General features: G+C 55.7%; 24 protein-coding genes. 11 read left to right on the top strand and 13 right to left on the bottom strand.

The genetic code is table 11. The features are described from left to right. Window positions 1–6 precede the first annotated feature (6 nt). Window positions 7–936 carry a sugar kinase gene (locus tag ACMGGM_RS12140; RefSeq protein WP_014885596.1) on the bottom strand — a complete coding sequence of 310 codons (930 nt, stop codon included), beginning with the start codon at window positions 934–936 and terminating at the stop codon, window positions 7–9. A 229-nt stretch (window positions 937–1,165) separates the two neighbouring features. On the opposite strand from ACMGGM_RS12140, the gene pdeH reads away from it, so the two are divergent. Continuing rightward, window positions 1,166–1,939 carry a cyclic-guanylate-specific phosphodiesterase gene (gene pdeH / locus ACMGGM_RS12135; protein ID WP_063944049.1) on the top strand — a complete coding sequence of 258 codons (774 nt, stop codon included), beginning with the start codon at window positions 1,166–1,168 and terminating at the stop codon, window positions 1,937–1,939. A 65-nt stretch (window positions 1,940–2,004) separates the two neighbouring features. After that, on the top strand, window positions 2,005–4,047 hold the full coding sequence (locus ACMGGM_RS12130) for an AsmA family protein (RefSeq protein ID WP_050861819.1): 2,043 nt from the start codon (window positions 2,005–2,007) through the stop codon (window positions 4,045–4,047). Window positions 4,048–4,142: 95 nt separating this feature from the next. Here the strand turns inward: ACMGGM_RS12130 and ACMGGM_RS12125 are convergent, their stop codons facing one another. From ACMGGM_RS12125 to ACMGGM_RS12115, 3 genes are all read right to left on the bottom strand, one after another. Beyond that, entirely contained in the window at window positions 4,143–5,465 is a 1,323-nt protein-coding gene (locus ACMGGM_RS12125; RefSeq protein WP_063944047.1) for an MFS transporter, read from the bottom strand. Window positions 5,466–5,726: 261 nt separating this feature from the next. Beyond that, window positions 5,727–6,752: an inner membrane protein YhjD gene (gene yhjD, locus ACMGGM_RS12120; RefSeq protein WP_014885592.1), complete on the bottom strand. Its 1,026-nt coding sequence runs from the start codon at window positions 6,750–6,752 to the stop codon at window positions 5,727–5,729. Window positions 6,753–6,802: 50 nt separating this feature from the next. Next, window positions 6,803–7,702 (bottom strand): LysR family transcriptional regulator, encoded by a 900-nt coding sequence (locus ACMGGM_RS12115; RefSeq protein ID WP_023337927.1) that lies wholly within the window; start codon window positions 7,700–7,702, stop codon window positions 6,803–6,805. Window positions 7,703–7,821: 119 nt separating this feature from the next. On the opposite strand from ACMGGM_RS12115, the gene ACMGGM_RS12110 reads away from it, so the two are divergent. Together ACMGGM_RS12110 and ACMGGM_RS12105 are read left to right on the top strand one after the other, a co-directional pair. Beyond that, window positions 7,822–8,580 (top strand): SDR family NAD(P)-dependent oxidoreductase, encoded by a 759-nt coding sequence (locus ACMGGM_RS12110; protein WP_023331529.1) that lies wholly within the window; start codon window positions 7,822–7,824, stop codon window positions 8,578–8,580. Between the two features lie 173 nt (window positions 8,581–8,753). Next, entirely contained in the window at window positions 8,754–9,356 is a 603-nt protein-coding gene (locus ACMGGM_RS12105; protein WP_014885589.1) for a response regulator transcription factor, read from the top strand. Here the strand turns inward: ACMGGM_RS12105 and ACMGGM_RS12100 are convergent. Beyond that, window positions 9,335–9,673 carry a lysozyme gene (locus ACMGGM_RS12100; RefSeq protein WP_014885588.1) on the bottom strand — a complete coding sequence of 113 codons (339 nt, stop codon included), beginning with the start codon at window positions 9,671–9,673 and terminating at the stop codon, window positions 9,335–9,337. The genes ACMGGM_RS12105 and ACMGGM_RS12100 overlap by 22 nt on opposite strands. A gap of 71 nt (window positions 9,674–9,744) precedes the next feature. After that, window positions 9,745–10,284 carry a GNAT family N-acetyltransferase gene (locus ACMGGM_RS12095; RefSeq protein ID WP_063614515.1) on the bottom strand — a complete coding sequence of 180 codons (540 nt, stop codon included), beginning with the start codon at window positions 10,282–10,284 and terminating at the stop codon, window positions 9,745–9,747. A 146-nt stretch (window positions 10,285–10,430) separates the two neighbouring features. Between ACMGGM_RS12095 and ACMGGM_RS12090 the strand changes: the two genes are divergently transcribed. Further along, window positions 10,431–12,020 carry an STY4199 family HEPN domain-containing protein gene (locus tag ACMGGM_RS12090; protein WP_014885586.1) on the top strand — a complete coding sequence of 530 codons (1,590 nt, stop codon included), beginning with the start codon at window positions 10,431–10,433 and terminating at the stop codon, window positions 12,018–12,020. Between the two features lie 50 nt (window positions 12,021–12,070). On the opposite strand, the gene ACMGGM_RS12085 is transcribed toward ACMGGM_RS12090, so the two are convergent. The 3 genes from ACMGGM_RS12085 to ACMGGM_RS12075 form a co-directional block, all read right to left on the bottom strand. Further along, entirely contained in the window at window positions 12,071–13,720 is a 1,650-nt protein-coding gene (locus ACMGGM_RS12085) for an alpha,alpha-trehalase (protein ID WP_014885585.1), read from the bottom strand. Between the two features lie 185 nt (window positions 13,721–13,905). Next, window positions 13,906–15,258 carry a glutathione-disulfide reductase gene (gene gorA / locus ACMGGM_RS12080; protein WP_045269646.1) on the bottom strand — a complete coding sequence of 451 codons (1,353 nt, stop codon included), beginning with the start codon at window positions 15,256–15,258 and terminating at the stop codon, window positions 13,906–13,908. Between the two features lie 71 nt (window positions 15,259–15,329). Then, window positions 15,330–16,172, bottom strand: coding sequence for a 23S rRNA (adenine(2030)-N(6))-methyltransferase RlmJ (locus ACMGGM_RS12075; protein ID WP_045281301.1), 843 nt, complete (start codon window positions 16,170–16,172; stop codon window positions 15,330–15,332). A 206-nt stretch (window positions 16,173–16,378) separates the two neighbouring features. On the opposite strand from ACMGGM_RS12075, the gene prlC reads away from it, so the two are divergent. Then, window positions 16,379–18,421: an oligopeptidase A gene (prlC, locus tag ACMGGM_RS12070; protein WP_023331525.1), complete on the top strand. Its 2,043-nt coding sequence runs from the start codon at window positions 16,379–16,381 to the stop codon at window positions 18,419–18,421. A gap of 6 nt (window positions 18,422–18,427) precedes the next feature. Further along, window positions 18,428–19,180, top strand: coding sequence for a 16S rRNA (guanine(1516)-N(2))-methyltransferase RsmJ (rsmJ, locus tag ACMGGM_RS12065; RefSeq protein ID WP_063944045.1), 753 nt, complete (start codon window positions 18,428–18,430; stop codon window positions 19,178–19,180). A gap of 97 nt (window positions 19,181–19,277) precedes the next feature. On the opposite strand, the gene uspA is transcribed toward rsmJ, so the two are convergent. Next, the gene (uspA, locus tag ACMGGM_RS12060; RefSeq protein ID WP_003861223.1) at window positions 19,278–19,715 is read right to left on the bottom strand and encodes a universal stress protein UspA; all 438 of its coding nucleotides are present in this window, start codon (window positions 19,713–19,715) and stop codon (window positions 19,278–19,280) included. Between the two features lie 283 nt (window positions 19,716–19,998). On the opposite strand from uspA, the gene uspB reads away from it, so the two are divergent. Then, on the top strand, window positions 19,999–20,334 hold the full coding sequence (gene uspB, locus ACMGGM_RS12055) for a universal stress protein UspB (protein WP_003861224.1): 336 nt from the start codon (window positions 19,999–20,001) through the stop codon (window positions 20,332–20,334). 53 nt (window positions 20,335–20,387) lie between these two features. Here the strand turns inward: uspB and pitA are convergent, their stop codons facing one another. After that, window positions 20,388–21,887 carry an inorganic phosphate transporter PitA gene (pitA, locus tag ACMGGM_RS12050; RefSeq protein ID WP_023337922.1) on the bottom strand — a complete coding sequence of 500 codons (1,500 nt, stop codon included), beginning with the start codon at window positions 21,885–21,887 and terminating at the stop codon, window positions 20,388–20,390. Between the two features lie 228 nt (window positions 21,888–22,115). Here pitA and ACMGGM_RS12045 point away from each other — a divergent pair, with 228 nt between their 5' ends. After that, window positions 22,116–23,315 (top strand): NAD(P)/FAD-dependent oxidoreductase, encoded by a 1,200-nt coding sequence (locus ACMGGM_RS12045; RefSeq protein WP_045135459.1) that lies wholly within the window; start codon window positions 22,116–22,118, stop codon window positions 23,313–23,315. A gap of 87 nt (window positions 23,316–23,402) precedes the next feature. Beyond that, window positions 23,403–24,428: a TerC/Alx family metal homeostasis membrane protein gene (locus ACMGGM_RS12040; RefSeq protein ID WP_014885578.1), complete on the top strand. Its 1,026-nt coding sequence runs from the start codon at window positions 23,403–23,405 to the stop codon at window positions 24,426–24,428. Window positions 24,429–24,488: 60 nt separating this feature from the next. On the opposite strand, the gene ACMGGM_RS12035 is transcribed toward ACMGGM_RS12040, so the two are convergent. Further along, a complete protein-coding gene (locus ACMGGM_RS12035) occupies window positions 24,489–25,151 on the bottom strand; it encodes an HAD family hydrolase (protein ID WP_072093626.1) in 663 nt (220 codons plus the stop codon). Window positions 25,152–25,472: 321 nt separating this feature from the next. Between ACMGGM_RS12035 and ACMGGM_RS12030 the strand changes: the two genes are divergently transcribed. Beyond that, complete coding sequence (locus ACMGGM_RS12030) at window positions 25,473–25,919, top strand: NlpC/P60 family protein (protein ID WP_014885576.1); 447 nt, start codon at window positions 25,473–25,475, stop codon at window positions 25,917–25,919. A gap of 5 nt (window positions 25,920–25,924) precedes the next feature. Here the strand turns inward: ACMGGM_RS12030 and ACMGGM_RS12025 are convergent, their stop codons facing one another. After that, entirely contained in the window at window positions 25,925–26,719 is a 795-nt protein-coding gene (locus ACMGGM_RS12025; RefSeq protein ID WP_047027090.1) for an SDR family NAD(P)-dependent oxidoreductase, read from the bottom strand. Window positions 26,720–26,736: the final 17 nt, after the last annotated feature.

The following is a 26,736-nucleotide window of genomic DNA, read 5'->3' as shown; positions in this document are numbered from 1 at the left end:
CTTTGGTTAAACAGGCATCGCCTCACGCGGAATAATCGCCCCGCGATACTGAATCACGGTGCTGGCCGTCAGGTGTCCGCGCTGTGCCGCGGCTTCCGGCGTTCCCCCGGTCAGACGTACCGCCAGGTAACCCGCGCTGAAGGAGTCCCCTGCCGCTGTCGTATCAATCACGTTCTCTTTGGCCAGCTTCACCGCCGGGACTTCAACCACCGCTTCACCCGCCATCGCGACCAGACATGATTCCGCCCCGCGCTTAATGACGACTTCGCTTACGCCCGCCGCCTGCGTGCGTGCAATCACGTCATCTACGGGCTTCTCACCCCACAGGGCGTCTTCATCGTCGAGCGTCAGGAACGCAATGTCCGTGCACTGCAGCATCTGCTGATAAACCTGCTGCGTCTCTTCACGGCTGGCCCACAGGCGTGGACGGTAATTGTTATCAAAAATCACCTTACCGCCGTTGGCGCGGCATTTATGCAGCAGCGACAGCAGCTTTTCGCGGCTGACTGGACTGAGGATCGCCAGGCTGATCCCACTCAGATAGAGATAGTCAAAGCTTGCCAGTGCTTCACAAATGGCCGGGGCTGCATCGCTCTCCAGCCAGAACTTCGCCGCGGCTTCGTTACGCCAGTAATAAAACGTGCGTTCGCCGGTGCTGTCGGTTTCGATGTAGTAAAGCCCGGGAAGGCGGTTTTCCATACGCTGGATCAGCGCGGTGCCCACATGTTCATTCTGCCAGGCTTCCAGCATCTGCTGGCTGAAGCTGTCCGTGCCGAGGGCGGTAACATAGTCCACGGAGAGTGCTTCTGGCGCAACCTGACGGGCGATATAGACGGAAGTGTTTAACGTGTCGCCACCAAATCCGCGGCTGACTTCCGCGCCTTTTTGGGACAGCTCAATCATGCATTCGCCAATCACGGCAATTTTTTTGGACATAGTCGTGAACCTGAACAGAAGAATTTATCAGCAGTGTGCGCTGAGTGAATTAGATGGTCAACTATATTAAAACGACGTTCCATTATTTAATTTGAGCCAGCACGTGTTCCGGCAAATTTCTGTCATCTTAATTTCATTTTCCCGGTGAATTGAACATAAAGTTCTCAATTGTCGCGCCGATAACCCAGTGACGAGTCCAGAAAGGCCATCCAACAACAGGACATCTGAAATGAAGTCAGAGCAGGTTATCCAGCGGCTGAGCACTACGCCTGAGGCAAGTATTGAGAACTTGCAGGAGCATCGCTACTGGCTGCAATGTGAGCGTGCGTATACCTATCAGCCGATCTACCGAACGGACGGTCGACTGATGGCCATTGAAATTTTGACCGTCGTTACGCACCCGTCAAACCCTTTACAGCGTATCGCGCCAGATCGCTATTTTGCCGAAGTTGCCGTTCGCCAGCGCCTTGACGTGCTGGAAGAGCAGCTTCGTATGCTGGCGACCAAACAGGCCTTTTTCGAGCGGCACAATATCCTTGCCTCGGTTAACGTGGATGGCCCGACACTGCTGGCGCTGCGTCAGAATGCAAAGTTGCAGGAACTGATCGCCACTCTGCCGTGGATGCGTTTTGAACTGGTGGAGCACGTCCGGCTGCCGCAGGACTCCTCGTTTGCCTCGATGTGTGAATTTGGCCCGCTGTGGCTGGATGACTTTGGTACGGGCATGGCGAACTTCTCTGCGCTGAGCGAAGTGCGTTATGACTACATCAAAGTGGCCCGCGATCTGTTTATTATGCTGCGTCAGACCCCGGAAGGGCGAAACCTGTTTACGCTGTTATTGCAGCTGATGAACCGCTATTGCAAAGGGGTGATTGTCGAAGGTGTGGAAACGCTGGAAGAGTGGCGCGATGTGCAAAACTCACCCGCCGCTGCCGCACAAGGTTATTTCCTCTCTCGTCCGGTTCCTATGGATACCCTCGATACCGTCATAACTCACCTCTGATCCGCCCGTTTCCCCTTGTCTGGACTATAGTTTTACAGGACAGGCCATCAGGAAAGGGGACAAAAATGACAAAGACAACCAGGGTTATCTCCTGGACTACAGGGATTTTCTTGTTGTTGATCGTGGTTATCGTCGTCATTATTGCGACGTTTGACTGGAATCGCCTTAAGCCGACCATCAACCAGAAAGTCTCAGCTGAGCTGAACCGTCCCTTCGCCATCCGCGGCGATTTGGGCGTGGTATGGGAACGTCAGAAACAGGAGACCGGCTGGCGAAGCTGGATCCCCTGGCCGCACGTCCACGCCGACGACATTATTCTCGGCAACCCGCCGGATATTCCGGACGTCACCATGGTCCATCTGCCACGCGTTGAAGCCACGCTGGCGCCGTTAGCGCTCCTGACCAAAACCGTCTATCTGCCGTGGATTAAACTCCAGCAGCCCGATGCGCGTCTGATCCGCCTTTCTGAAAAGAACAACAACTGGACGTTTAACCTTGCCAGCGACGGCGAAAAAGATCCCAATGCCCGGCCCTCTTCATGGTCATTCCGTCTGGACAATATTCTTTTCGATCGCGGGCGGATCGCCATCGACGATAAGGTCAGCAAGGCGGATGTGGAGATCCTGGTCGATCCGTTGGGTAAACCGCTACCGTTTAGCGAAGTGACGGGCAACCAGGCGAAAGGCGATAACGCCAAAGCGGGAGATTATGTGTTCGGCCTGACGGCCAAAGGGCGCTACAACGGCCAGCCGCTGAGCGGGAAAGGAAAAATGGGCGGCATGCTGGCACTCAGGAGCGAAGGTACGCCGTTCCCGGTGCAGGCGGATTTCCGTTCAGGGAATACGCGCGTGGCATTCGTGGGCACGGTCAACGACCCGATGAACATGGGGGGCGTGGATCTGCGGCTGAAATTTGCCGGTGATTCGCTGGGTGAACTGTATGAGCTGACCGGTGTGTTGCTGCCCGATACGCCGCCGTTCGAAACGGACGGGCATCTGGTTGCCAAAATCGACACTGAAAAATCGTCTGTCTTTGACTACCGGGATTTTAACGGCCGCATCGGTGACAGCGATATCCACGGCTCGCTAACCTACACCACCGGAAAACCGCGCCCGAAACTGGAAGGGGATGTGGAGTCCCGCCAGCTACGTCTGGCCGATCTGGGCCCGTTGATTGGCGTAGATTCGGGCAAAGGCACGAAGTCGAAAGAGGTCAAAAAGGACGTTCAGCCTGCGGGGAAAGTGCTGCCTTACGATCGCTTCGAAACTGACAAATGGGACGTGATGGATGCCGATGTACGCTTCAAAGGGCGTAAAATTGAGCACGGCAGCACGTTACCGCTGAGCGATCTCTCGACGCATGTCATTCTTAAAAACGCCGATCTGCGCCTGCAGCCGCTGAAGTTTGGTATGGCGGGCGGAACGATTTCCTCGAACATTCACCTCGAGGGCGATAAAAAGCCGATGCAGGGGCGCGCCGAAATTCAGGCCCGCAGGCTGAAGCTGAAAGCGTTGATGCCAAACGTGGAGTTGATGCAGAAAACCCTCGGTGAAATGAACGGTGACGCGGACATTCGCGGGGTAGGGAATTCCGTGGCGGCGCTGCTGGGCAGCGGCAATGGTAACCTGAAACTGCTGATGAACGACGGCCTGGTCAGCCGCAACCTGATGGAGATCCTGGGGCTGAACGTGGGCAACTTTATCATCGGGCAAATTTTCGGGGATGACGAGGTGCGGGTGAACTGCGCCGCGGCCAATCTGGATCTGGTTAACGGCGTGGCGCGTCCGCAGATTTTTGCCTTCGACACGGAAAACGCGGTGATTAACGTGACCGGTACCGCCAGCATGGCCTCAGAGCAGCTGGATTTGACGATCGACCCGGAAAGTAAAGGGATCCGTATTATTACCCTGCGCTCGCCGCTTTATGTCCGCGGCACCTTTAAAAATCCGCAGGCAGGCGTGAAGCCCGGGCCGCTGATCGCGCGTGGTGCGGTGGCCGCAGCCCTCGCGACGCTGGTCACCCCAGCCGCCGCGCTGCTGGCATTGATCTCGCCGTCAGAAGGTGAGGCGAACCAGTGTCGGACAATTTTGTCGCAGATGAAGAAGTAAGGTGCGGGATGTTTTTTGCCGGGTGGCGCTGCGCTTACCCGGCCAACATGTTGAATCGTAGGCCGGGTAAGGCGTAGCCGCCACCCGGCATTAGCTTACAGTGCCTGATGCTTAGTCTCATGCGTCAGCAGCAGCGCAATCAGCGTCAGCGTCGCCATGGCCGCCAGGTAAACGCCCACGTAGAACAGACCATAATTTGCCTGCAGCCAGGTGGCGATGTATGGCGCAACGGACGCCCCCAGAATGGAAGAGACGTTGTAGGAGAACGACGCACCGGTATAACGCACTTCCGTCGGGAACAGCTCTGGCAGCAGCGCGCCCATTGGGCCGAAGGTCAGCCCCATCAGGCTAAGGCCAATCAGCAGGTAGGCCATCACCAGTGCCGGGCTACCCGAACCCAGCAGCGGCGGGAAGACGAACAGGGCAAACAGAATGATCAGCGTGGTGATCGTAATCATGCTCGCACGACGACCGAATTTATCCGCCAGCAGGCCGGCAATCGGCACCATCACACCAAACCCGATGACCGCCATCATCAACATCCACAGTACTTCGTTACGCGGCAGACCCAGCCCAACCGGCGCGGCGGCGGTACTGTAGGTCATGGAGTAAACCGTCATGATGTAGAACAGCGTATAGGTTGCCAGCATGATGAACGTGCCCAGCACGGTGACGCGGACGTGTTTGGTCAGCAGCGTGCCCAGCGGGACTTTCACCTGTTTTTTCGCCGCGGCCACTTTAGCGAACACCGGCGTCTCATGCAGGGACACGCGGACATACAGGCCAATCAGCACCAGCACGGCAGAGAAGACAAACGGAATACGCCAGCCCCAGTTCATGAACTGTTCATCCGTCAGCAGCCAGGAAAGCAGCAGGAAGGTCCCGTTGGCAAAGAAGAAGCCAATCGGCGCGCCAAGCTGCGGGAATGAACCGTACAGCGCGCGTTTACGCGGCGGGGCATTTTCGGTCGCCAGCAGCGCCGCGCCACCCCATTCACCGCCCAACCCCAGACCCTGACCAAAACGTGCCAGCGCCAGCAGGACCGGCGCCAGAATGCCAATGGTTTCGTAGGTCGGCAGCAGGCCGATCGCCACGGTGGAGATCCCCATCGTCAGCAGAGAGGCCACCAGGGTGACCTTACGACCAATACGGTCGCCAAAGTGTCCAAACAGCGCAGAGCCAATCGGACGTGCAACAAACGCGATAGCAAAGGTTGCCAGAGACTGCAGCGTCGCCGCCGTCGGGTCTCCCTGAGGGAAGAAAATATGCGGGAAGACGATGACCGCAGCGGTGGCGTAAATGTAAAAGTCGAAGAACTCAATGGCGGTGCCAATCAGCGATGCGACGACAACTTTATTGCGCGAGTTGACCGGGACGTTTTCCGCGCCAGAGTCGAGTGTTGTGGCTGTTGCTTGCATAATATTTTCTTATTTTTTATCGAACGAAAGGCCATATTACGCACAGCAAAAGCGACATTTCAATCTGTAACAAAGTCGCGTTCTGGTGATAAAAGCAACAAAAAGCGGATAATTTTCAGGCCAGCGAAAATACTTCCATGAAATGCTTCACAGTTTTTAAATATTGGTGGATAAAACTGGTTTTTGGTTAAATAAAAGTTACGGACTGGATTTATATGCTGAAATGATGAGTCGGGCTGAAATTTCAGCCCGAGAGAGGGGTTAGCGGTGTGTTTTTCCCGGCATGCGTGTGTCGCCTTTGTACTCGGCGGTGGCAATCCACGCGGCGCAGAACAGTGTCAGGCGGGCGAAGAAGTAGAAGAAGGCCATCAACCCCAGCACGGAGCCGAACGCCGCGCCCGACGGGGATTTCACCAGCGACGGCAGGGTGTAGGTCATCACGATTTTAATCACTTCAAAGCCTATCGCCGCAATCAGCGTTCCGCGGAGCAGGGCCTTCTTGCGCGGACGATGACGGGGCAAACGCCAGAAAATCCAGAAGAACAGCAGGTAGTTGGCGAAAATGGAAATCGCCAGCCCAATGCCGCGCCAGGCCGGTTTCAGCCATTCGATGTAATCCAGATAGAGTGCAGAGATAATCATCTGCTGTGCGGAGCCCGCCACGGAGGTAATCGAAAGCGTAACGATGAGCGCAATGAGCAGGCCAATCAGCGAAACAAAGTCGCGGAGATACTTAACCCATATTTTCTCCTGATCCTGCGGCTTACGCTCCCACACCTCACGCGACTGGGCGCGAATGGCCTCGCGGAGGTTGCCCATCCAGTTTACCCCGGAGTAAAGGGCGATAAGCAAACCAACGATCCCAACGGTCGTACGTTGCTGAACAGCGGTATTAATCGTGCTTTTTAGCGTAGTGGCGAGGGTCGGGTCACTGACGTTATTCAGGATTTTATTGAAAATATCCTGCAGCAGCGTCGGGTGCGACGCGAGCACAAAACCGGCCGCTGCAAACGACACCATCAGAATGGGGATCATCGACAGGAAGGAGAAATAGGTGATGGCAGCACCAAACTGGTTCCCCATGCGGTCATTAAAGCGCTCGGTCGCACGTATCAAATGCGCAACCATGGGAAACTGCTGAATTCTTTCTGCCAGGCTGGTGACGGTGCCCAGCGTCTTGCTGGCCGCCCCTGGGGTTTTAGCCTTTTCTGGCCCGGTTTCCATCTTCTTGATGGGATCATAATCTAAATGTTGGGTGGGTCGTTGCGGGTTATTTTCCGGCGTCACGCGTCTTTTCCTTTTCGTTAGGCTGGATGTTACTGAATTATAGCTTGCGACTAATCCACGTAAGCTTTTGTGAGTTCGGTCAGCCACTCCATGAACAGATGTACCCGACGGGAGAGGTTGCGGCGATGGGGATAAATCAGGGACACGGGCATCGGTTCCGCGCGATATTGCGGGAGGATCTCAATCAGTTTTTTCGTCCGCAGTAAATCACGTACCCCAACACGTGGAACCTGAATGATGCCCAGCCCGGCAAGGCAGGCCGCCTGATAGGTTTCCGTGCTGTTGACGGTTAATACGCCGCCCGTCTTTATCCACTGCGTTGCACTGCCGTTATAAAATTCAAAGCCCTGCGGACGGGTACCCAGCATGGCGGCGTAGTGAATCACCGCGTGTGAGCCCAAATCATCCAGCGTTTCAGGGTAGCCAAAACGCGCCAGATAATCCGGACTGGCACAGTTAATTACCGTCAGTTTCCCCAGCGGCCGGGCAATTAACCCTGAATCTTTCAGGGAGCCCACGCGGACCACGCAATCAAACCCTTCGCGAATCACATCCACCAGACGATCGCTGCTGCTGAGTTCCAGTTCAATACCCGGGTACTGCTGCAAAAAAGTCGGCAGTCTGGGGATGACTAAATTTCGAGCAACGCCGACGGGCATATCCACGCGCAGCCTTCCGCTTATGGTGGAGGGATCGTGCTGAAACAGTCCGTCCAGTTCATCAAGGTTTGCCAGCAGATCTTTTGCCCGTTCGTAATAGACCATGCCGTCCTGCGTCAGGCTGACGCGACGCGTGGTCCGGTGCAACAGCTGGGTGCCAAGGCGGTTTTCAAGGGCCTGAATTTGCCGCGAAACGCTGCCTTTCGGCAGCGTTAAGGTTTCTGCAGCACGGGAAAAACTTTCCAGTTCCGCGACGCGAACAAACAGCTGCATTGCGTGAATTTTATCCATAGATGAAGCTCATTGTTGTTGCTGTTGAAACAGTGAAGCGTTTTAAACCATCTTTATTGATCTTCTATCACCTAATAAGCTCTTTCTCAATCTCCATGACAGCCAAAACGAGGTTTATGATGACTGAACGTATCGCATTAGTGACGGGTGGTAGCCGTGGTTTGGGTAAAAACGCGGCGTTGAAGCTGGCGGCAGACGGAACGGGAATTGTTCTGACGTACCACAGCAATCAGCAGGACGCGCTGGAGGTTGTTCGCGAAATTCAGGAAAAAGGCGTGAATGCTGCAGCATTACAGCTCAACGTCGGTGATATTGCCAGCTTCGATAAGTTTGCTCAGCAGCTTCAGGAAATCCTTAAGACCGTCTGGCAACGCGACACCTTTGATTATTTATTGAACAATGCCGGGACGGGTTTATATGCACCCTATACCGACACAACGGAAGCCCAGTTTGATGAGGCGATGAATATTCATTTCAAAGGGCCTTTCTTCCTGACACAGCGCCTGCTGCCTCTGCTGAATGACGGAGGCCGGATCCTCAACGTCTCCAGCGGGCTGGCCCGATTTACCCAGCCAGGCTCCGGTACCTATGCAGCGATGAAAGGGGCGATGGAGGTGTTGACCCGCTATCAGGCGAAGGAGCTGGGTGCGCGTGGTATCTCCGTCAATATTATCGCGCCGGGCGCGATAGAAACCGACTTTGGCGGTGGACGCGTTCGCGACAACGCGCAGCTTAATCAGATGCTGGCATCACAGACGGCGCTGGGGCGGGTGGGGTTGCCGGACGATATCGGCGATGCCATCGCGGCACTGCTCAGCGATAAGCTGGGCTGGATGAATGCGCAACGTATTGAGGTGTCAGGCGGTATGTTCCTGTGAGGCCTGCTGTTAAGGGGAGGGAACCCCTTAAGGAAATCCTTAAAACTGATGTGTCAAAGTACGGGCAAATATAAAAACCACTCGCGGATTTGTAACCTCTCCATTCATTGAGTTTTTTCTTAAATACTGCCTCTGTAGAATCCCCCTTCGCTATTCTCAGAGGGAGAAAAACGATGCGAGTAATCATGTTTGACAGGCAGTCGATATTTATTCATGGAGCGATACACGGTCTGCAGGAGTTAATTCCTGAAATAAATATAACGGGCGCTTGTCAGGCGGACGATTTATGGGGGCAAATATCTGCTTCACCGTCTGCTATCGTGATGATTGACGGCAATTTGATCCAGGAAGAGGAGAGTGCTTTCCTGGAAGAGCTTATGGATTCCTTCCCGGCGATACGGGTGATTATGGTTCTGGCAAGAAAAGAGGCCAGATGGGTTGAGCAACTCATGCAGCGAAACGTGATGGCCATTATCCCCCGTAACGCTAACCCCGAACGGTTTGCCGCCGTGCTGGATTCCGTGTCGAGAGGGATGGTCTGCTTTCCCGGGGAGTGGGTTAGCCAGCAATCATCAGCACAGCCGTTACTCTGTTTAAGCGAGCGTCAGCGCGAGGTACTCAAACTGCTGGCAGCGGGAGAGTCAAATAAAGAGATTGGCCGCAATCTCAACATCAGCGCGGCCACGGTAAAAGCGCATCTGGAAGCACTTTTTCGGCGGCTGGAGGTGAAAAACCGGACCCAGGCGGCCATGTACTATACCCGGGCGATAGCCTGATACAGCGCGTTCAGACGTGAAGGCGTCTCGGCGAAACTGAATATCAATACTACCAATGCATCATGCTGCTGTTGGGTTAATGGGCGTGTTATATTTTCCCGCAGCAGCCTCTCACATAACTGAATATCTTCCTGAAGCAAACATTCTGCCTGAAGCGGAGTAATGCCTCCGTGAAAATTGTCCTCCTCATGGATCGCATGTCCATAGCCGATCACCCATAAACCATTTTCATCACGATATTTCTCCAGTGAAAGCCCCTGATGCTTCTTTATTAAATCAATGGCGGCATAAGAGATATTCAGCGCATGACCTTTCATATTCATTTCCTCGTAATGGCGATACTGTAGAGGAATTGAACAATGAAGAATATCCGCCAAATGGCTGTTGATCAGGCGTTATGGTTCAGATATTCATGCCGCAATAAACCCAATAACCAGTCATTTTGCCAGCGTCCGGAAAGGTAATAGCTCTCGCGAAGCTCCCCCTCCAGACGAAAGTGGGCTTTTTCCAGCAGTCGTCTGGAGGCGATATTTCCCGCCGTGACGGTGGCGGTGAGCCGACGTAGTCCGCCCTCACGAAAGGCGTAATCGCAAAGCGCCTGCAGGGATTCGAAACCGTAACCTTTCCCCTGCGCCTCGGGTGCAAAAAGAAAGCCCACTTCAGCGCAATCGTCCTCACGATGAATATACCCGGTCACGCCCAGCGGTGCCTGAGAGGTGGCATCACGGACGACGAGACACAGCCAGTGCGTGCTGCCCGGCGTCCAGAGGGGCAGACGAGAATCAAACGCCTCACGAATCGCGGCAACGGGACGGTCTTCCGCCACAAAGCGCATCACGTCAGGATGTTGCTGCAACGCCAGAAAAAAGGGCCAGTCATGCTCCTGCAGAGGCGAGCAGTTCAGGCGTGAAGTCATTAAAACCGGCATTAAGATTCTCCTGAAACATTTTTAATGATTTTAGGGTTGTCACTTTATTTCAACAGAAAGTCAGGTATGGTTAAGCATGTATAAATAAAAGAAAAATGGCCATAAGTGCCCATTCCTGATGTCTTCGTTGTCGCTTAAGGAAAACAATGACTCTCAGCACATCACATCATATTCGCGAACAGTTTGAACACTGTCTGGCGGTCATTCGCCAGGCGTCGGTTGAAATTTTGCTTCTCCTGAATGTACATGTTTCTGAGGGAAAAGATCCACGCTGGCTCCTGGAACAACTGGATAGCGCACGTTTAGCGCTCGGGGGATGGGCAGCCGTTGCGAAGACCCTCAATCTGAATGATGCCGAGATGTCGGAATTTACGCTGCAGCTGCGCCTGCTGCAGCAGCGCGTTCCACAGTATGAAAGCGGGCAGGATGTCAGCGAAAACCAGCTGATTGCGGCGATGCGCTTTGTGACCACGCTGGAACATCTTCGTTTGCAGCAACCGTTGCTGACTTACAGCACGGAGCTGGCAACGGGTAGCGAACTGCAGCAACAGCAGGCGCACAAGCAGGTTCGCGCCATTGAGCTGATGATTAAAGGACTTATTCAGCAGGCCTGGCCCGATCAGGTGCGGCTCAATAATCATCTTAAGACCTTATTTAATGCCGACCGGGTAAGACGCTGGCTGAAGCTCGGGGAGATCAACGATATCCTGAGTGGGATGATGTTCAGTGAACTGGCGCAGATGCTGGTGGATAAAAAAGAGTTCAGCCGGTATTACGCCTCGCTGTTTAACGATCCTGCCATGCTGACGCTCCTGGTAGAACCGCGTAAAACGCTGCAAACCTTCCTTGATGATATTCGGCAAATTCGCAACAACATCACGGTTCAGAAAACGTTAAGTTCGGCGCAAATTCAGCTGCTGGATAACTACTACATGCAGATTTCCCGACCGGTTCAACGTGCATTCGAAGAGGGGAGAACGCGCGTCAACCCAGCCGGATTGATGGCGGTGGACGCCAGTGAACTGCACACTTTCTGGGAAAAGGCGCAGAAAATGGATCGGGTTACCGGTGGCGATCTGTTTGAGGTTCGTGACACGATTGAAAAGCCGACCCAGCGCGCGCCGCGCACGCCCGAACAGCGTGAGCAGCTTATCTCCGGTGCGTTATGGGGCGCGGTTGGCGTGATGGTAATCGCCATCCTGGTGGGCGGCTTCTGGCTGGTGACCAGCAGCAAACCGCAGTCATCGGCCGAACACACTGCGCAAGCGGCTCCGCCGAAAGATATGCGCGAAACCCCTTCTGCGCGCGAGACGCTGACCCGCATGGGGGTGACCTGGGACGACAATAATTTCCGTTCAGCGATTAACCGCAACGATACCCGTGTCGCGCAGCTCTTTTTGCAGGGCGGGATGGACTGGAAACTGTCATGGACCGAAGAGGCGATGTCGGCAGGCCATGACGACGTGCTGGAACTCATGCTGCGCTACCGACGGAACATGACGGAAGAGAAGCCATGCCGTCGCTTTATCAACACGCTCAGCCACGCGATGTCGAACGGTGAATCCCTGACCTCAGTGCGTAAAGCGTATCTCAAAGCGTTCTGCACCGTGCCCGCCGTGGTGAAGCGCCAGCAGCACGATCTGGATATGGCTACGCGGCGTGCGCAGTCGCAACCGGATGCCACCACGAAAAAATGGCAGTCCATTCAGACTGCCATTTATGAGGTTATCCGCTGATCCCTTTACCCTCTCCCTGTTGTGGGAGAGGGCACCAGACCGCACCCCACTCAAGGCTCCCCATACAACCCTATCAGCCGTCGCACTACGCCGTTGGTCCAGCCGAAGCCGTCCTGAAGGGGATACTCACCCCCGCCCCCCTCGCGTGGCGTACTGCTGGCGATATGATACTTCTCAATCAGCTTGTGGTGGGTCTTATAAAAATGATTCACCGTCTGCAGCCAGCTCCAGGCGATCTCATCGCCCAGTGAGTCATTGCCATACTGCTTGAACCCCTGAATGGCCATCCACTGCAGCGGGGCCCAGCCGTTGGGTTTATCCCACTGCTCGCCGGTTTCATACTCGGTTGCCAGAATCCCGCCCGGCGTCAGCAGTCGCGTTTTCACCGCATCCGACAGTCGATCGGCCTGTTCATGCGTGGCCATACCGACGTACAGCGGCACAATGCTCGCGGCAGAGAACAGCGCCATCACTTCGCGGCGCCAGTCATAGTCGCGATAGCAGCCGCTTTCTTCATCCCAGAGGTAGCGGTTAATCGCGGCGCGGCGATCGCTGGCCTTCTGATGGAACAGTTCAGCGGTCTCTTTATCCCCTTTCGACGCTGAGATATTGGCGATAGTACTCTCCAGCTTGAACAGGAAGGCATTCAAATCGATAGGGATAAACTGCGTGGTGCGAATGCTGGCCAGTCGGCCAGGCTCACGCAGCCAGCGGGAGGAGTAATCCCAGCCTGAGGCCGCACCCGCGCGCAAGTCCCGATACACTTCGTTTGGCGGACGTCCGGAGTGACGGGCCGTTTCTACGTCCTCAATCCACGATTCGTCCCGGGGCGTATCGCGGTCGTCCCAGTAGCGGTTGAGCAATGATCCATCCGGCATACGGACCGCGCTGCGATAGGCCTGATTAAGCAGCAGCGACTCTGCACCGTCCATCCAGAAGGCGTGCTCCATCTTGAGGTGCTCAAGGTAACGCTTCGCGCCGCGTACCCCGTCCTCTTCAAACAACTCGACCATCAGGGCAAAGACCGGCGGCTGAGAGCGGCTGAGGTAATAGGTACGGTTACCGTTTGGGATATGCCCGTAGCGTTCGATCAGCCACGCGAAGTTATCCGCCATACACTTCAGCAGGTCGTTACGTCCGCTCTCCGCCAGCCCCAGCATGGAGAAATAGGAGTCCCAGTAATAGGTCTCACTGAATCGCCCGCCGGGCACAATATAGGCCTGCGGTAACACCAGCAGAGAGGACCAGGGGATATGGTCCTGCGGTTCGCGCGTCAGCACCGGCCACAGGCTGTCAATGTGCTCTTTTAGCGACAGACCGGGGTCAGAAACATATTCCGTGCCGTAGGTGGCCGGTAGCCAGAAGTGGTTCTCTACAAACTGGCGCAGGTCGAAATCCCGGTGACGTTTCACTTTACGATAGCGGATCAGGATATCCAGCGGGTCCATCTTCGGCGCGCAGTCAGGGAAGGTTTTGCTGTCCGCGAACAGGCGTGTTGACTGAACATGCTCGAACAGTTCCAGATAGCGATCGGCGGGCGTCAGGGCATCGGAGGCGGGTAGCCCCTCGATCATTTCGGGTTCCGGCTCCGCCTCAATCATTTCATCCAGTTTCAACTCGCAGGGATCGGTCTCGTAGCGCAGCTCTTCTGCGATCTCGAATTCGATATTCTCGGTAGCCTGTAGTTTCTGGTTGAACATGGTTATAGGGACCTCCGGTTGTGTGTACTTAAAGACAGTTTTTTTCCGGGCGTCTTATAAGCGTAGACATTCGCTTCGGTAGATGGGGAGGGAAATGTGCGGTAGATCACTATTTTCGGAGCATTCGTTTTGCAACGATTTATGAATGTGAATAAAAAAAGCCCCTCCGGAGAGGGGCTTCTGCCTTAACGCATGGTAACAAATTCTTCCGCGGCGGTCGGATGGATTGCCACGGTGTTGTCGAAGTCTTTCTTGGTCGCGCCCATTTTCAGCGCCACGGCGAAGCCCTGCAGGATCTCATCCATGCCGAAGCCAATGCCGTGGATACCCACAATCTTCTCGTCCGGGCCCACGCAGACCAGCTTCATGCGGCATGGCTGACGGTGAGAGGTGACGGCGGTATACATCGCGGTGAACGCGGATTTATACACTTTCACCTGGTCGTCGCCATACTGCTCGCGCGCCTGCGGCTCGGTTAAGCCAACGGTGCCGATGGGCGGATGGCTGAAGACCACGGTCGGGATGTTGGTGTAATCGAGATGCTCGTCAGGCTTGTTGTTAAACAGACGTTCGGAGAGACGACGTCCCGCCGCAACGGCCACCGGGGTCAGCTCTACGGCACCGGTGTTATCGCCGACTGCGTAAATGCCCGGTACGCTGGTGTTCTGGAACTTATCGACGACGATATAACCTTTTTCGTCGGTTTTCACGCCGGTCACGGCCAGGTTAAAGTTGTCATTCGCTGGTTCACGACCAATCGCCCAGATCAGGCAGTCGACGGTCTGGCTGCGGCCATCTTCCAGCTCCAGCGTCAGGCTGCCGTCCGCATTTTTCACTACCGCTTTCGGCACCGCGTGGGTGTGGAGTGTTGGGCCTTCAGCGTTCATGACTTCAACCAGCGTCTCGACAATCAGCGGGTCAAAGCTGCGCAGCGGCGCGTGTTTACGCACAAACAGGTGCGCTTCCGCACCCAGGCCGTTGATCACGCCCGCCAGCTCTACCGCAATGTAACCCGCGCCAACCACGGCAACGCGCTTAGGCAGCGCAGGCAGTTCAAAGAAACCGTCTGAGTCGATGCCGTATTCCACGCCCGGAATGTCCGGGTGGCTCGGACGACCGCCGGTGGCGATCAGGATATGATCGGCGGTGATCGTCTCACCGTTCACTTCGATCGTTTTCGCATCCACAAAGCGGGCAAAGCCGTGGATCACATCGACGTTGTTCTTACCCAGCACGTTGTCGTAGGAGGTGTGAATACGGTCGATGTAGGCGGTACGGCTGGCGATTAACTTGCCCCAGTCAAAGTGATTGAGGGTGGTGTCAAAGCCGTAATCCGGGCCGTACATATGGATCGCTTCGCGGATTTGCGCCGCGTGCCACATCACCTTCTTCGGTACACAACCCACGTTCACGCAGGTGCCGCCCAGCGCTTTAGCTTCGATCAGCGCACATTTCTGGCCATACATGGCTGCGCGGTTGATGGAGGCGATGCCACCGCTGCCGCCGCCGATTGCGATGTAGTCATAATGCTTAGTCATAGCTTTTATCCTTAATCGTGAATTGCCGCGATTGTATACCTGAAATCAATAGTTTCCACCGATGGCTGCGATTACTCCGGCACGATCCAACTGACGGTGGCGTGGCCTGTACCCGCTGGCACCAGCGTTTTGTGCAGCCACGGCAGTACGTTGTGCATCTGCGCTTCGAGCTTCCACGGCGGGTTAATCACAATCATGCCGGAGGCGGTCATGCCGCGCTGGTCGCTGTCCGGGCGCACGGCCAGCTCAATCTGGAGGATTTTGCGGATCCCGGTCGCTTCCAGATCTTTGATCATGCGTTTGATTTGCGCGCGCAGCACCACCGGGTACCACAGGGCGTAAGTGCCGGTGGCAAAACGTTTGTAGCCTTCGTGGATGCCGGTCACCACCGCCTGATAGTCGGTTTTGATTTCGTACGGCGGATCGATCAGCACCAGGCCGCGGCGGGAAACGGGCGGCAGTTTGGCTTTCAGCTGCTGGTAGCCGTCGGCTTTCTCCACGCGGGCGCGGTTATCTTTCTGAAACTCAGAGCGCAACAGCGGGAAATCGCTGGGATGCAGTTCGGTCAGCTGAATGCTGTCCTGCTCGCGCAGCAGCTGGCGGGCAATCAGCGGTGAGCCTGGGTAGTAGCGCAACTGGCCGTTGCGGTTGAAGTGGTTCACCACGCCGATGTACGGTTCCAGTTCGGCTGGCAGGTCGTCCTGCTGCCAGATGCGGGCGATCCCTTCCAGATATTCACCGGTACGCTCGGCATGCTCGCCGCTCAGCTGATAACGGCCCGCGCCCGCGTGGGTGTCCAGATAGAGAAACGGCTTCTCTTTCTCTTTGAGCGATTCAATGATCAGGCTCTGAACGGTGTGTTTGAGGACGTCGGCATGGTTGCCAGCGTGGAAGCTGTGGCGATAACTGAGCATGGGTAATGATTTTCCGCTGAATTGACGATTTGCCACAGTTTACAGCAGAACGGCACAGATTACCCGCAGGCCCGGTAAGCGCAGCGCCACCGGGCGCTTTTCCACGACGTCCGGCATTGAAATCCTCTACACTTAACCCCATTAATTAATGATATGCACAGCGCCGGATGCGCGCTTCATTCACCTATTTCAACAGGACAGCGCTTATGACCAATCCATTACTGACGCCTTTTTCGTTGCCGCCGTTTTCTAAAATCCTCCCTGAGCATGTGGTTCCAGCCGTTACGCAATCGCTGGACAACTGCCGCGCGGCGGTAGAAAGCGTGGTGGCGCAGGGCGCACCGTACACCTGGGAAAATCTGTGTCAGCCGCTGGCCGAAGTGGACGATGTGCTGGGGCGTATCTTCTCCCCGGTAAGCCACCTGAACTCGGTGAAAAACAGCCCGGAACTGCGCGAGGCCTATGAACAGACCCTGCCGCTGCTCTCGGAGTACAGCACCTGGGTCGGCCAACACGAAGGGCTGTACAAAGCGTATCGCGATCTGCGTGACGGCGACCATTACGCCGAGCTGAACACGGCGCAGAAAAAATCGGTCGATAACGCCCTGCGTGATTTCGAGCTGTCCGGGATTGGTCTGCCAAAAGAGAAGCAGGTTCGCTACGGTGAAATCGCCGCGCGCCTGTCCGAGCTGGGCAACCAGTACAGCAACAACGTCCTCGACGCCACCATGGGCTGGACGAAGCTGATTACCGATGAATCCGAGCTGGCCGGGATGCCGGAAAGCGCGCTGGCAGCAGCGAAAGCGCAGGCCGAAGCGAAAGAGCAGGAAGGCTATCTGTTAACGCTGGATATCCCAAGCTACCTGCCGGTAATGACCTACTGCGACAACCAGGCACTGCGTGAAGAGATGTACCGCGCCTACAGCACGCGCGCCTCCGATCAGGGGCCGAATGCCGGTAAGTGGGACAACAGCCCGGTGATGGCGGAAATCCTCGCCCTGCGTCACGAGCTGGCACAGCTGCTGGGCTTCGAAAACTACGCCGACAAATCCCTCGCCACCAAAATGGCGGAGAACCCACAGCAGGTGCTCGACTTCCTGACCGATCTGGCAAAACGCGCCCGTCCTCAGGGTGAGAAAGAGCTGGCTCAGCTGCGTGCTTTTGCGAAAGCGGAGTTCGGCGTGGACGAGCTGCAGCCGTGGGATATTGCGTACTACAGCGAAAAACAGAAGCAGCATCTTTACAGCATCAGCGACGAGCAGCTGCGCCCGTACTTCCCGGAAAATAAAGCCGTTAACGGCCTGTTCGAAGTGGTGAAGCGCATCTACGGCATCACTGCAAAAGAGCGAACCGATATCGACGTCTGGCATCCGGACGTGCGCTTCTTCGAATTGTATGACGACAAGAATGAGCTGCGCGGTAGCTTCTACCTTGATCTCTACGCGCGTGAGAATAAGCGCGGCGGAGCGTGGATGGATGACTGCGTCGGCCAGATGCGTAAAGCCGACGGTTCTCTGCAAAAGCCTGTCGCTTACTTGACCTGTAACTTTAACCGTCCGGTGAATGGCAAACCTGCGCTGTTCACTCACGACGAAGTGATCACCCTGTTCCACGAGTTCGGTCATGGTCTGCATCACATGCTGACCCGCATCGAAACCGCAGGCGTGGCTGGCATCAGCGGTGTACCATGGGATGCGGTCGAGCTGCCAAGCCAGTTTATGGAAAACTGGTGCTGGGAGCCGGACGCGCTGGCGTTTATCTCTGGTCACTATGAGACCGGCGAACCGTTGCCGAAAGAGCTGCTGGATAAAATGCTGGCGGCCAAGAACTACCAGGCAGCGATGTTCATCCTGCGTCAACTGGAGTTCGGCCTGTTTGATTTCCGTCTGCACGCCGAGTTTAGCCCGGAACAAGGGGCGAAAATCCTCGAAACGCTGGCCGAGATTAAAAAGCAGGTTGCTGTGATCCCTGGGCCAACCTGGGGCCGCTTCCCGCATGCGTTCAGTCACATCTTCGCAGGCGGCTATGCGGCAGGTTACTACAGCTACCTGTGGGCCGACGTGCTGGCAGCGGATGCTTTCTCCCGCTTCGAAGAAGAGGGGATCTTCAACCGTGAAACCGGCCAGTCGTTCCTCGATAACATCCTGACCCGCGGCGGTTCTGAGGAGCCAATGGTACTGTTCAAACGCTTCCGTGGCCGCGAGCCGCAGCTGGATGCGATGCTTGAGCATTACGGGATCAAAGGCTGATAGTTCGTGAAAATCTGCTTAGTGGATGAAACAGGCGCCGGAGACGGCGCCTTATCTGTTCTGGCGACCCGCTGGGGGCTGGAGCACGATGAAGATAACCTGATGGCGCTGGTGATGACACCGAAGCATCTTGAATTACGTAAGCGCGACGAAGCGAAACTCGGCGGGATTTTTGTCGATTTTGTCGGCGGTGCGATGGCGCACCGGCGCAAGTTCGGCGGCGGTCGCGGCGAGGCGGTGGCCAAAGCGGTGGGCATTAAAGGGAACTATCTTCCGGACGTGGTCGATGCCACGGCGGGGCTGGGTCGCGATGCGTTTGTGCTGGCATCTGTTGGCTGTCGTGTGCGAATGCTGGAGCGTAACCCGGTGGTCGCCGCATTGCTCGACGACGGGCTGACGCGTGGCTACGCGGACCCGGAAATCGGCCCGTGGCTGCAGGAGCGGTTGCAGTTGATCCACGCCTCCAGCCTGACGGCGCTCACTGATATCACCCCGCGCCCGCAGGTGGTCTATCTCGACCCGATGTTCCCGCATAAGCAGAAAAGCGCGCTGGTGAAGAAAGAGATGCGGGTGTTTCAGTCGCTGGTGGGGCCGGATTTAGATGCAGATGGTCTGCTGGAGCCTGCCAGACAGCTCGCGACGAAGCGGGTGGTGGTGAAGCGCCCTGACTACGCGCCGCCGCTGGCGGACGTTGCCACGACTAACGCGGTGACCACGAAAGGGCACCGGTTTGATATCTATTCAGGTACACCGGAATAAAAAAAGCCGGGTGGCGTCTTCGCCTTACCCGGCCTACATCCTCGATCTATTCCTTCTCCCTTTGGGAGAGGGGTAGGGTGAGGGGAATTTAACGCACTTACTCGTCTTCTTCGTCACGCAGTGGAACAATCAGCATATCCACGTGAACGGTGTTGATCAGCTGGCGCGCGGACGACATCAGCTTGCTCCAGAAGTCCTGGTGGTGACCGCATACGACCAGGTCCATGTCATATTTCTTAATCGCATCAACCAATACCTGACCCAGGTCGCCGCTGCCGCTCAGGGTCTCGGTAATCGGGTAGCCCGCGTTGGTGGACAGTTCGCTCAGGGCGTGATGCGTCTCTTCGGAGATGCGCTTCTGCATATCGCCGAGATTCACGTCGATCAGACCGGTATAGAGGTCGGAGTAATTCACATCAACGTGAATCAGGGAAACTTTCGCGTTGTAGGGGCGTGCCATGGATACCGCTTTATCAACCAGCACTTTGCTCTCCGGAGAGAGGTCTACCGCGATGAGAATGTGTTTGTAAGCCATAGTGTTACTCCTTCCTTAAGTTATCGATGACTAAATGAGAATGCCGTCGTCTGATACTTTCATTACGGCCCAGTTAAACATATTTTTCAAGCTTTGGTGTTGATAACGATTAACCTTGTGGCAAAAAAATTAACGGATCTCCTACACTATTTAATGAGCCGTTCGGATATTAAAACGCGAACCGGATCGACTTTTGGTCATTCTTTCACTGAACTGTCTGTCAGGGCATTGGGGTGCGGGAGCTCAGGAGCCTTGCTCCGTGGGCGGACGCCGGGGAGGATGTATGATTAGCACCGTCGCATTGTTTTGGGCGTTATGCGTAGTTTGCATAGTGAATATGGCGCGCTACTTCTCATCGTTACGTGCGCTGTTAGTGGTACTTCGTGGTTGCGATCCGTTGCTTTATCAGTATGTGGACGGTGGGGGGTTCTTCACCTCGCATGGACAGCCCAGCAAACAGATGCGACTGGTGGGATACATCTACTACCAGCGTTACCGCGATCATCACGATGAAGAGTTTATCCGTCGCTGCGAGCGTCTGCGTCGGCAGTTCATTCTGACCAGCGCCCTGTGCGGGCTGGTTGTGGTCAGTATGATTGCATTGATGATTTGGCACTGAGCATAAAAAAAGCGGGTCAGTTTCCTGACCCGCTTTTTGTCGCCTTCAGCTGATTAGATCAGCTTCAGCGAAATCCAGTACAGACCACCAGACAGCAGGATGGACGCCGGAAGGGTGAACACCCAGGCCATCAGGATGTTGGTCACGGTTTTGCGCTGCAGACCGCCACCGTCAACAATCATGGTACCTGCCACGGACGAGGAGAGTACGTGGGTGGTGGATACCGGCATCCCGGTGTAGCTCGCCAGGCCGATAGAAACCGCCGCCGTCATCTGCGCGGACATCCCCTGCGCATAGGTCATGCCTTTCTTACCGATCTTCTCGCCGATGGTGGTTGCCACACGACGCCAGCCAATCATTGTACCGATACCCAGTGCCAGCGCGACGGCCATGATGATCCAGATTGGCGCGTACTCAATGGTGTTGAGCATATCGCTTTTCAGTTTCTTCAGAAGACGTTTGTCGTCGGCATTCACCTCTGGCAGTTTCGCGACTTTATCGGTCACGTCAGAGATGCAGAGCATGATACGACGCAGCTGACCACGCTGTTCAACGGCCAGTTTGTCGTAGCTTTCGATATCGCCCAGCATGCCTTTGGCGCGTTCCAGCGCGTTAATCGCGTTTGCCGGATGGCAGTGGAATTCGCCCGGCGCGGTAGTTGCACCGGCTTCCGGAGATGGGATCAGCTGATCAACGCCGGTCGCTTTTTTCAGCAGGTCGGGATGCTGCTGGAAATAGGTCTCAACGTTATTGACGGCATCACGGGTACGGGTGATTTCGTAACCAGAGGCGTTCATGTTAACCACGAAACCTGCCGGTGCGACACCGATCAGTACCAGCATCACCAGACCAATGCCTTTCTGCCCATCGTTCGCGCCATGAGAGAAGGCCACGCCGATAGCGGAAATGATCAGCGCGATACGCGTCCAGAATGGCGGTTTTTTCTTACCGTCTTTCTTCTCACGCTCTGCTGGCGTCAGGTGGATGCGCGCACGTTTCTTGGTGTTGCTCCAGTAGCGACGCAGGATGAAAATCAATCCACCCGCAACCACCAGACCCACAATTGGAGAGATGATCAGAGAACCGAAAATGCCCAGTACTTTAGGCAGGTTCAGCGCATCAACGACGGATGTCCCGGTCATCAGGGCGTTCGTTAACCCGATACCGATAATCGCGCCGATGAGAGTGTGAGAGCTGGATGCAGGCAGGCCAAAATACCAGGTACCGAGGTTCCAGATAATGGCAGCAAGCAGCATTGAGAACACCATGGCAAGGCCATGACCGGAACTCACGTTAAGCAGCAGATCCGTTGGCAACATATGCACGATCGCATACGCCACGCTCAGTCCGCCCAGAAGGACACCAAAAAAGTTAAATACCGCCGCCATAACAACCGCAAGTTGCGATCGCATTGCGCGAGTGTAGATAACCGTTGCTACTGCGTTTGCAGTGTCGTGGAAGCCGTTGATCGCTTCGTAAAACAGTACAAAAACCAGAGCAAGCAATAATAAAAGCCCGGTATGTAAATCCAGGCCGGCAAACAAATGTAGCATAGGACGTTACGCCATTTTGAGGACATGAACGCGGCGCATTATCCAGGACAAATGCGCAACGGGCAAAGTGAAATATAGACTTTTTTTGACATACCACCTGATTTGAGAAAAGTGCTTGAAGGGATAATCGTTAAATTTCAATGGAATGGCTTTGTAAGAACTTTTTACGCTGGTGTGACCACAGAGGAAACTTTACAATCCGCGGCAGTTAACGAAGAGGATTTTGACGTGGAAAGGTTTGATGCCGTGGTAATTGGCGCCGGTGCGGCGGGTATGTTTTGTGCGGCGATGGCCGGACAGGCGGGTCGTCGTGTGCTGTTACTGGACAACGGAAAAAAGCCTGGCCGCAAGATCCTGATGTCGGGCGGCGGGCGTTGTAACTTCACCAATCTTTATGTCGAACCCGCGGCGTATTTGAGCCAAAACCGTCATTTTTGCAAATCTGCACTGGCGCGTTACACCCAGTGGGACTTTATCGACCTGGTGGGCAAGCACGGCATCGCGTGGCATGAAAAGACGCTGGGACAGCTGTTCTGCGACGACTCCGCGCAGCAGATTGTCGATATGCTGGTCGCCGAGTGCGAGAAGGGCGGCGTGGTGATGCGTCTGCGCACGGAAGTGCTGGAGGTCGCCCGCGACGAACAGGGGTACACGCTGCAGCTGAACGGTGAAACCGTCAGTGCTGATAATCTGGTCATCGCCAGCGGTGGCCTCTCTATGCCGGGTCTGGGCGCGTCCCCGTTCGGCTATAAGATTGCCGAGCAGTTTGGTCTTAAGGTACTGCCCACGCGCGCGGGTCTGGTGCCGTTCACGCTGCACAAACCCCTTCTTGAACAGCTTCAGACGCTTTCTGGCGTCTCCGTTCCTTCCGTCATGACTGCCGAAGACGGGACGGTATTCCGTGAAAACCTGCTCTTTACCCATCGGGGGCTCTCTGGCCCGGCGGTACTGCAAATCTCCAGCTACTGGCAGCCGGGTGAATTTGTCACGGTGAATCTGGTGCCGGACTGCGACCTGGACGCGTTCCTCAACGAGCAGCGCGAGGCGCACCCGAATCAGAGCCTGAAAAACACGCTGGCGATGCAGCTGCCAAAACGTCTGGTGGAGTGCCTTCAGGTGCTGGGGCAGATCCCGGACGTATCGCTTAAGCAATTGAACAGCCGCGAGCAAGAGACGCTGGTGGAGACGCTGACAAACTGGCGCGTTCAGCCAAACGGCACCGAGGGGTACCGCACGGCGGAAGTGACGCTGGGCGGCGTTGATACAAATGAACTCTCCTCGCGCACCATGGAAGCCCGCAACGTGCCGGGGCTCTACTTTATCGGCGAAGTGATGGACGTCACCGGCTGGCTCGGCGGGTATAACTTCCAGTGGGCGTGGGCAAGTGCCTGGGCGTGTGCGCAGGCGCTGGCCGAAAAGAACAGTTAATATTTATTTTTTTTGCGTGCTGTGCCCTTAACGGGCTCGCGCTTTTTATTGTCTGCATGGTGTTTTGTATCCAAAAAAGGGTTGTGTATGTCAGCTGCTCATCTCGGTTTCCCGACGGAAACCGTTGTTGTCTTTGTGGTGATGGCCGTTGGGGCGATGTTTATCGACCTCTTTATGCACCGTCACGATAAACCTGTCTCGCTGAAAAGCGCGGCGATGTGGTCCATCTTCTGGGTCATGATGGCAATGGCGTTCGCCGGGTTCCTGTATGTCCACCACGGTGCAGAGATGGCGAGCCTGTTCCTCACCGGCTATGCGCTGGAAGAGGTGCTTTCCGTCGATAACCTGTTTGTGATGATGGCGATTTTCGCCTGGTTCGGCGTGCCGGATAAGTACCGTCACCGCGTGCTCTACTGGGGTGTGCTGGGGGCGATTGTTTTCCGCGGTATTTTCGTGGCGATCGGAACCAGCCTGCTGAGCCTGGGGCCGTACGTGGAGGTCATTTTTGCGCTGGTTGTCGGCTGGACGGCGGTGATGATGCTCAAACGCAATGAAGAGAGTGACGAAGTGGAAGATTACTCCGGCCATCTCGCGTACCGCCTGGTGAAGCGCTTCTATCCGGTCTGGCCGAAAATCAGCAGCAATGCTTTTATCCTGACCCAGAAAGAGGTGGATGCGGAGCTTGAAAAGCCGGAAAACCAGGACGTCATGGTCGGGCGCGTGAAGAAGGCGAAACGCTACGCGACGCCGCTGCTGCTTTGCGTGGCGGTGGTGGAACTTTCTGACGTGATGTTCGCCTTTGACTCCGTACCGGCCATTATTGCCGTGAGCCGCGAGCCGCTGATTATCTATAGCGCCATGATGTTCGCCATTCTCGGCCTGCGTACCCTCTACTTTGTGCTGGAAGCGCTGAAGCAGTATCTGGTCCACCTTGAGAAAGCCGTGGTGTTGCTGCTGTTCTTCGTGGCGTTCAAGCTGGGGTTAAATGCCACCGATCACTTCTGGCATCACGGGTACAGCATTGGCGCGACGGCGAGCCTGTTTGTGGTCTTAGGCGTGCTGGCGCTGGGGATTATTGCGAGCGTGATGTTCCCTGGGAAACGTGAGGCCTGATGCTTTGCCTTTCTCCCTCTCCCCGTGGGAGAGGGCCGGGGTGAGGGCACCAGACCGCACCTAACCCTTAATCGGCGAATTCCGGCGCTTGCGCGGGTGGTGGAAATGCCGCCAGTGAGGATCCTGCGCCGCGGCCAGCAGCTCGTGGTCGCCGCGGGTATCTCCCCAGGCGCGCAGGTGATAGGCTTTCAGATCGCCATACACTTTTTCCAGTCTAGCGACTTTCTGGGCACAGCGGCAGTTATTGCCAGTGATGCGTCCTGTCAGCTTGCCGTCTTTCACTTCCAGCTGGGTGCCAATCAGCTTAATACCGAGCTTATCCGCCCAGGGCTGAAGCACCAGCGCCGGAGAGGCAGAACAGATCGTCACCTCCGCACCGGAATTCACCTCCGCCGCCACGGCCAGAACCCCTTCGGGGCGCATCAGCTTGTTCCAGTATTTTTCGCAAAATGCTTCCGCCTGCTGGCGCAGCCAGTGCTCATCCACTCCCGTCAGGAATGTTTTGATCAGCACTTCCTTGAGCTCATCCCGGGTCAGCTTGCGGCGAACGCAGTGCAGCGTAGGTAACGCCATGCGCACCAGGCGGCCTGCGAAGTAGCGTTTCCCAAAGGCAAAACGCAGGAAAGGGATAAAGCTATCGTGGTGCGTTAGTGTCCCATCAAAATCAAAGACAGAGAGCACGCTGGATTTAGCCACCGTCTCGTCGGCAATCATATTGGTCATAAATACGTCTTAGCTGAAATACACATTCTGCGGATCAGTTTACCTGCTTTATCTGAACAGTCCTTACATCACCACTCTTTTTTTCACGATCTTGCGATCTAAAAGTGAGTCCATTTTTGGCCTCGATAGTCGTTGGTGAAAAAATGAATTGTCTATATTATCGCCACATCGAAAGATATTTCGGGGGAACATTGGCCCCCACGCGTAAGGAAAAATTCACTCTAAGCCACAATTTTTGATATGACGTTAAGATTGCTTATTTCAATCCTCACACTCAGTTTTGCTTCGTTTTCTGCAATGAGTTTTCAACTGCCCGCATCGATGATCTCGATGAATTCTGCGTTTGCGGAATCACCCGCGAAATCGGCGCTGTTTCATCAGGAAACGGGCCCGCTGCGCTCGCGCATTCTCGATCAATACCAGAAGTGGAAGGGAACCCAGTATCAGTGGGGCGGCACGAGCCACCGCGGCGTGGATTGCTCTGCACTGATGCAGCACCTGTTCAGCGATGCGGCGAATCTTAATTTGCCGCGCACGACCAGCGAGCAAATCCATCGCGGCGTGCAGGTGGCGCAGTACCGTCTTAAGGCCGGCGACCTGGTCTTCTTCCAGACGGGGCCAAACCGAAAGCATGTCGGTGTCTACATCGGTGACAACCGGTTTATTCACGCCTCCAGCAGCCAGGGGGTGACGGTGTCAACCCTGACCGATGACTACTGGCAAGCACATTACATCACGGCCCGCCGCGTGACGGGCAGTGCGGCGTAACGGGATCAGATGATGTCATCCACCACGCCACCGTCAACGCGCAACGCTGCGCCCGAGGTGGCGGAGGCCTGAGGCGAACAGACATAAATCACCATATTGGCCACCTCTTCTACCGTGGCCGCACGCTGGATAACCGAGCTGGGGCGGTTGGCCATGACAAATTCTTTCGCCAGCTGCTCCAGCGATTTCCCGGTTTTCTCGATTTCATCTTTCATCATTTCAGCGAAACCGTCCGACAGTGTTGGCCCCGGCAGTACGCTGTTCACCGTCACGCCGCTTCCTGCTACGAACTTCGCCAGCCCGCGAGCGAGCGAGAGCTGTGCCGTTTTAGTCACCCCGTAGTGGATCATATCCGCCGGAATATTGCAGGCCGATTCGGAAGAGATAAACACCACCCGTCCCCAGCCTTTTTTCACCATGCCTGGCAGCAGGGCGCGGGAAAGACGCACGCCGGACATCACGTTGGTCTGCCAGTAACGCTCCCAGGTTTCATCGTCGGTGCTATAGAAGTCCTGCGGGCCGTAAATTCCGGCGTTGTTCACCAGAATATCGACATCACTTGCGACCTTCAGCAGCGACTCAACCCCTTCTGCCGTACTGAGATCGGCAATGGCGGCACGCACCTGTACGCCGGGTACAACCTGCTGTAACTGCTGAATACCCTTGTTCACCGAGTCGATGCTGCGGCCATTCACGATCACTTCCGCGCCGCTTTCCGCCAGGCCTCTGGCAATGGCGAATCCGATACCGCCGGTTGAGGCAGTCACCAGCGCCACTTTCCCCGCAAAGTCGATTTTCATCTTCTGCTCCTTATCGT

The sequence above is a fragment of the Enterobacter sp. BNK-14 genome (assembly GCF_047456095.1).
GTDB lineage: Bacteria > Pseudomonadota > Gammaproteobacteria > Enterobacterales > Enterobacteriaceae > Enterobacter > Enterobacter kobei.
The sequence above is the reverse complement of the archived record's forward strand: the minus strand, read 5'-3'. Positions and strand labels throughout refer to the sequence as shown.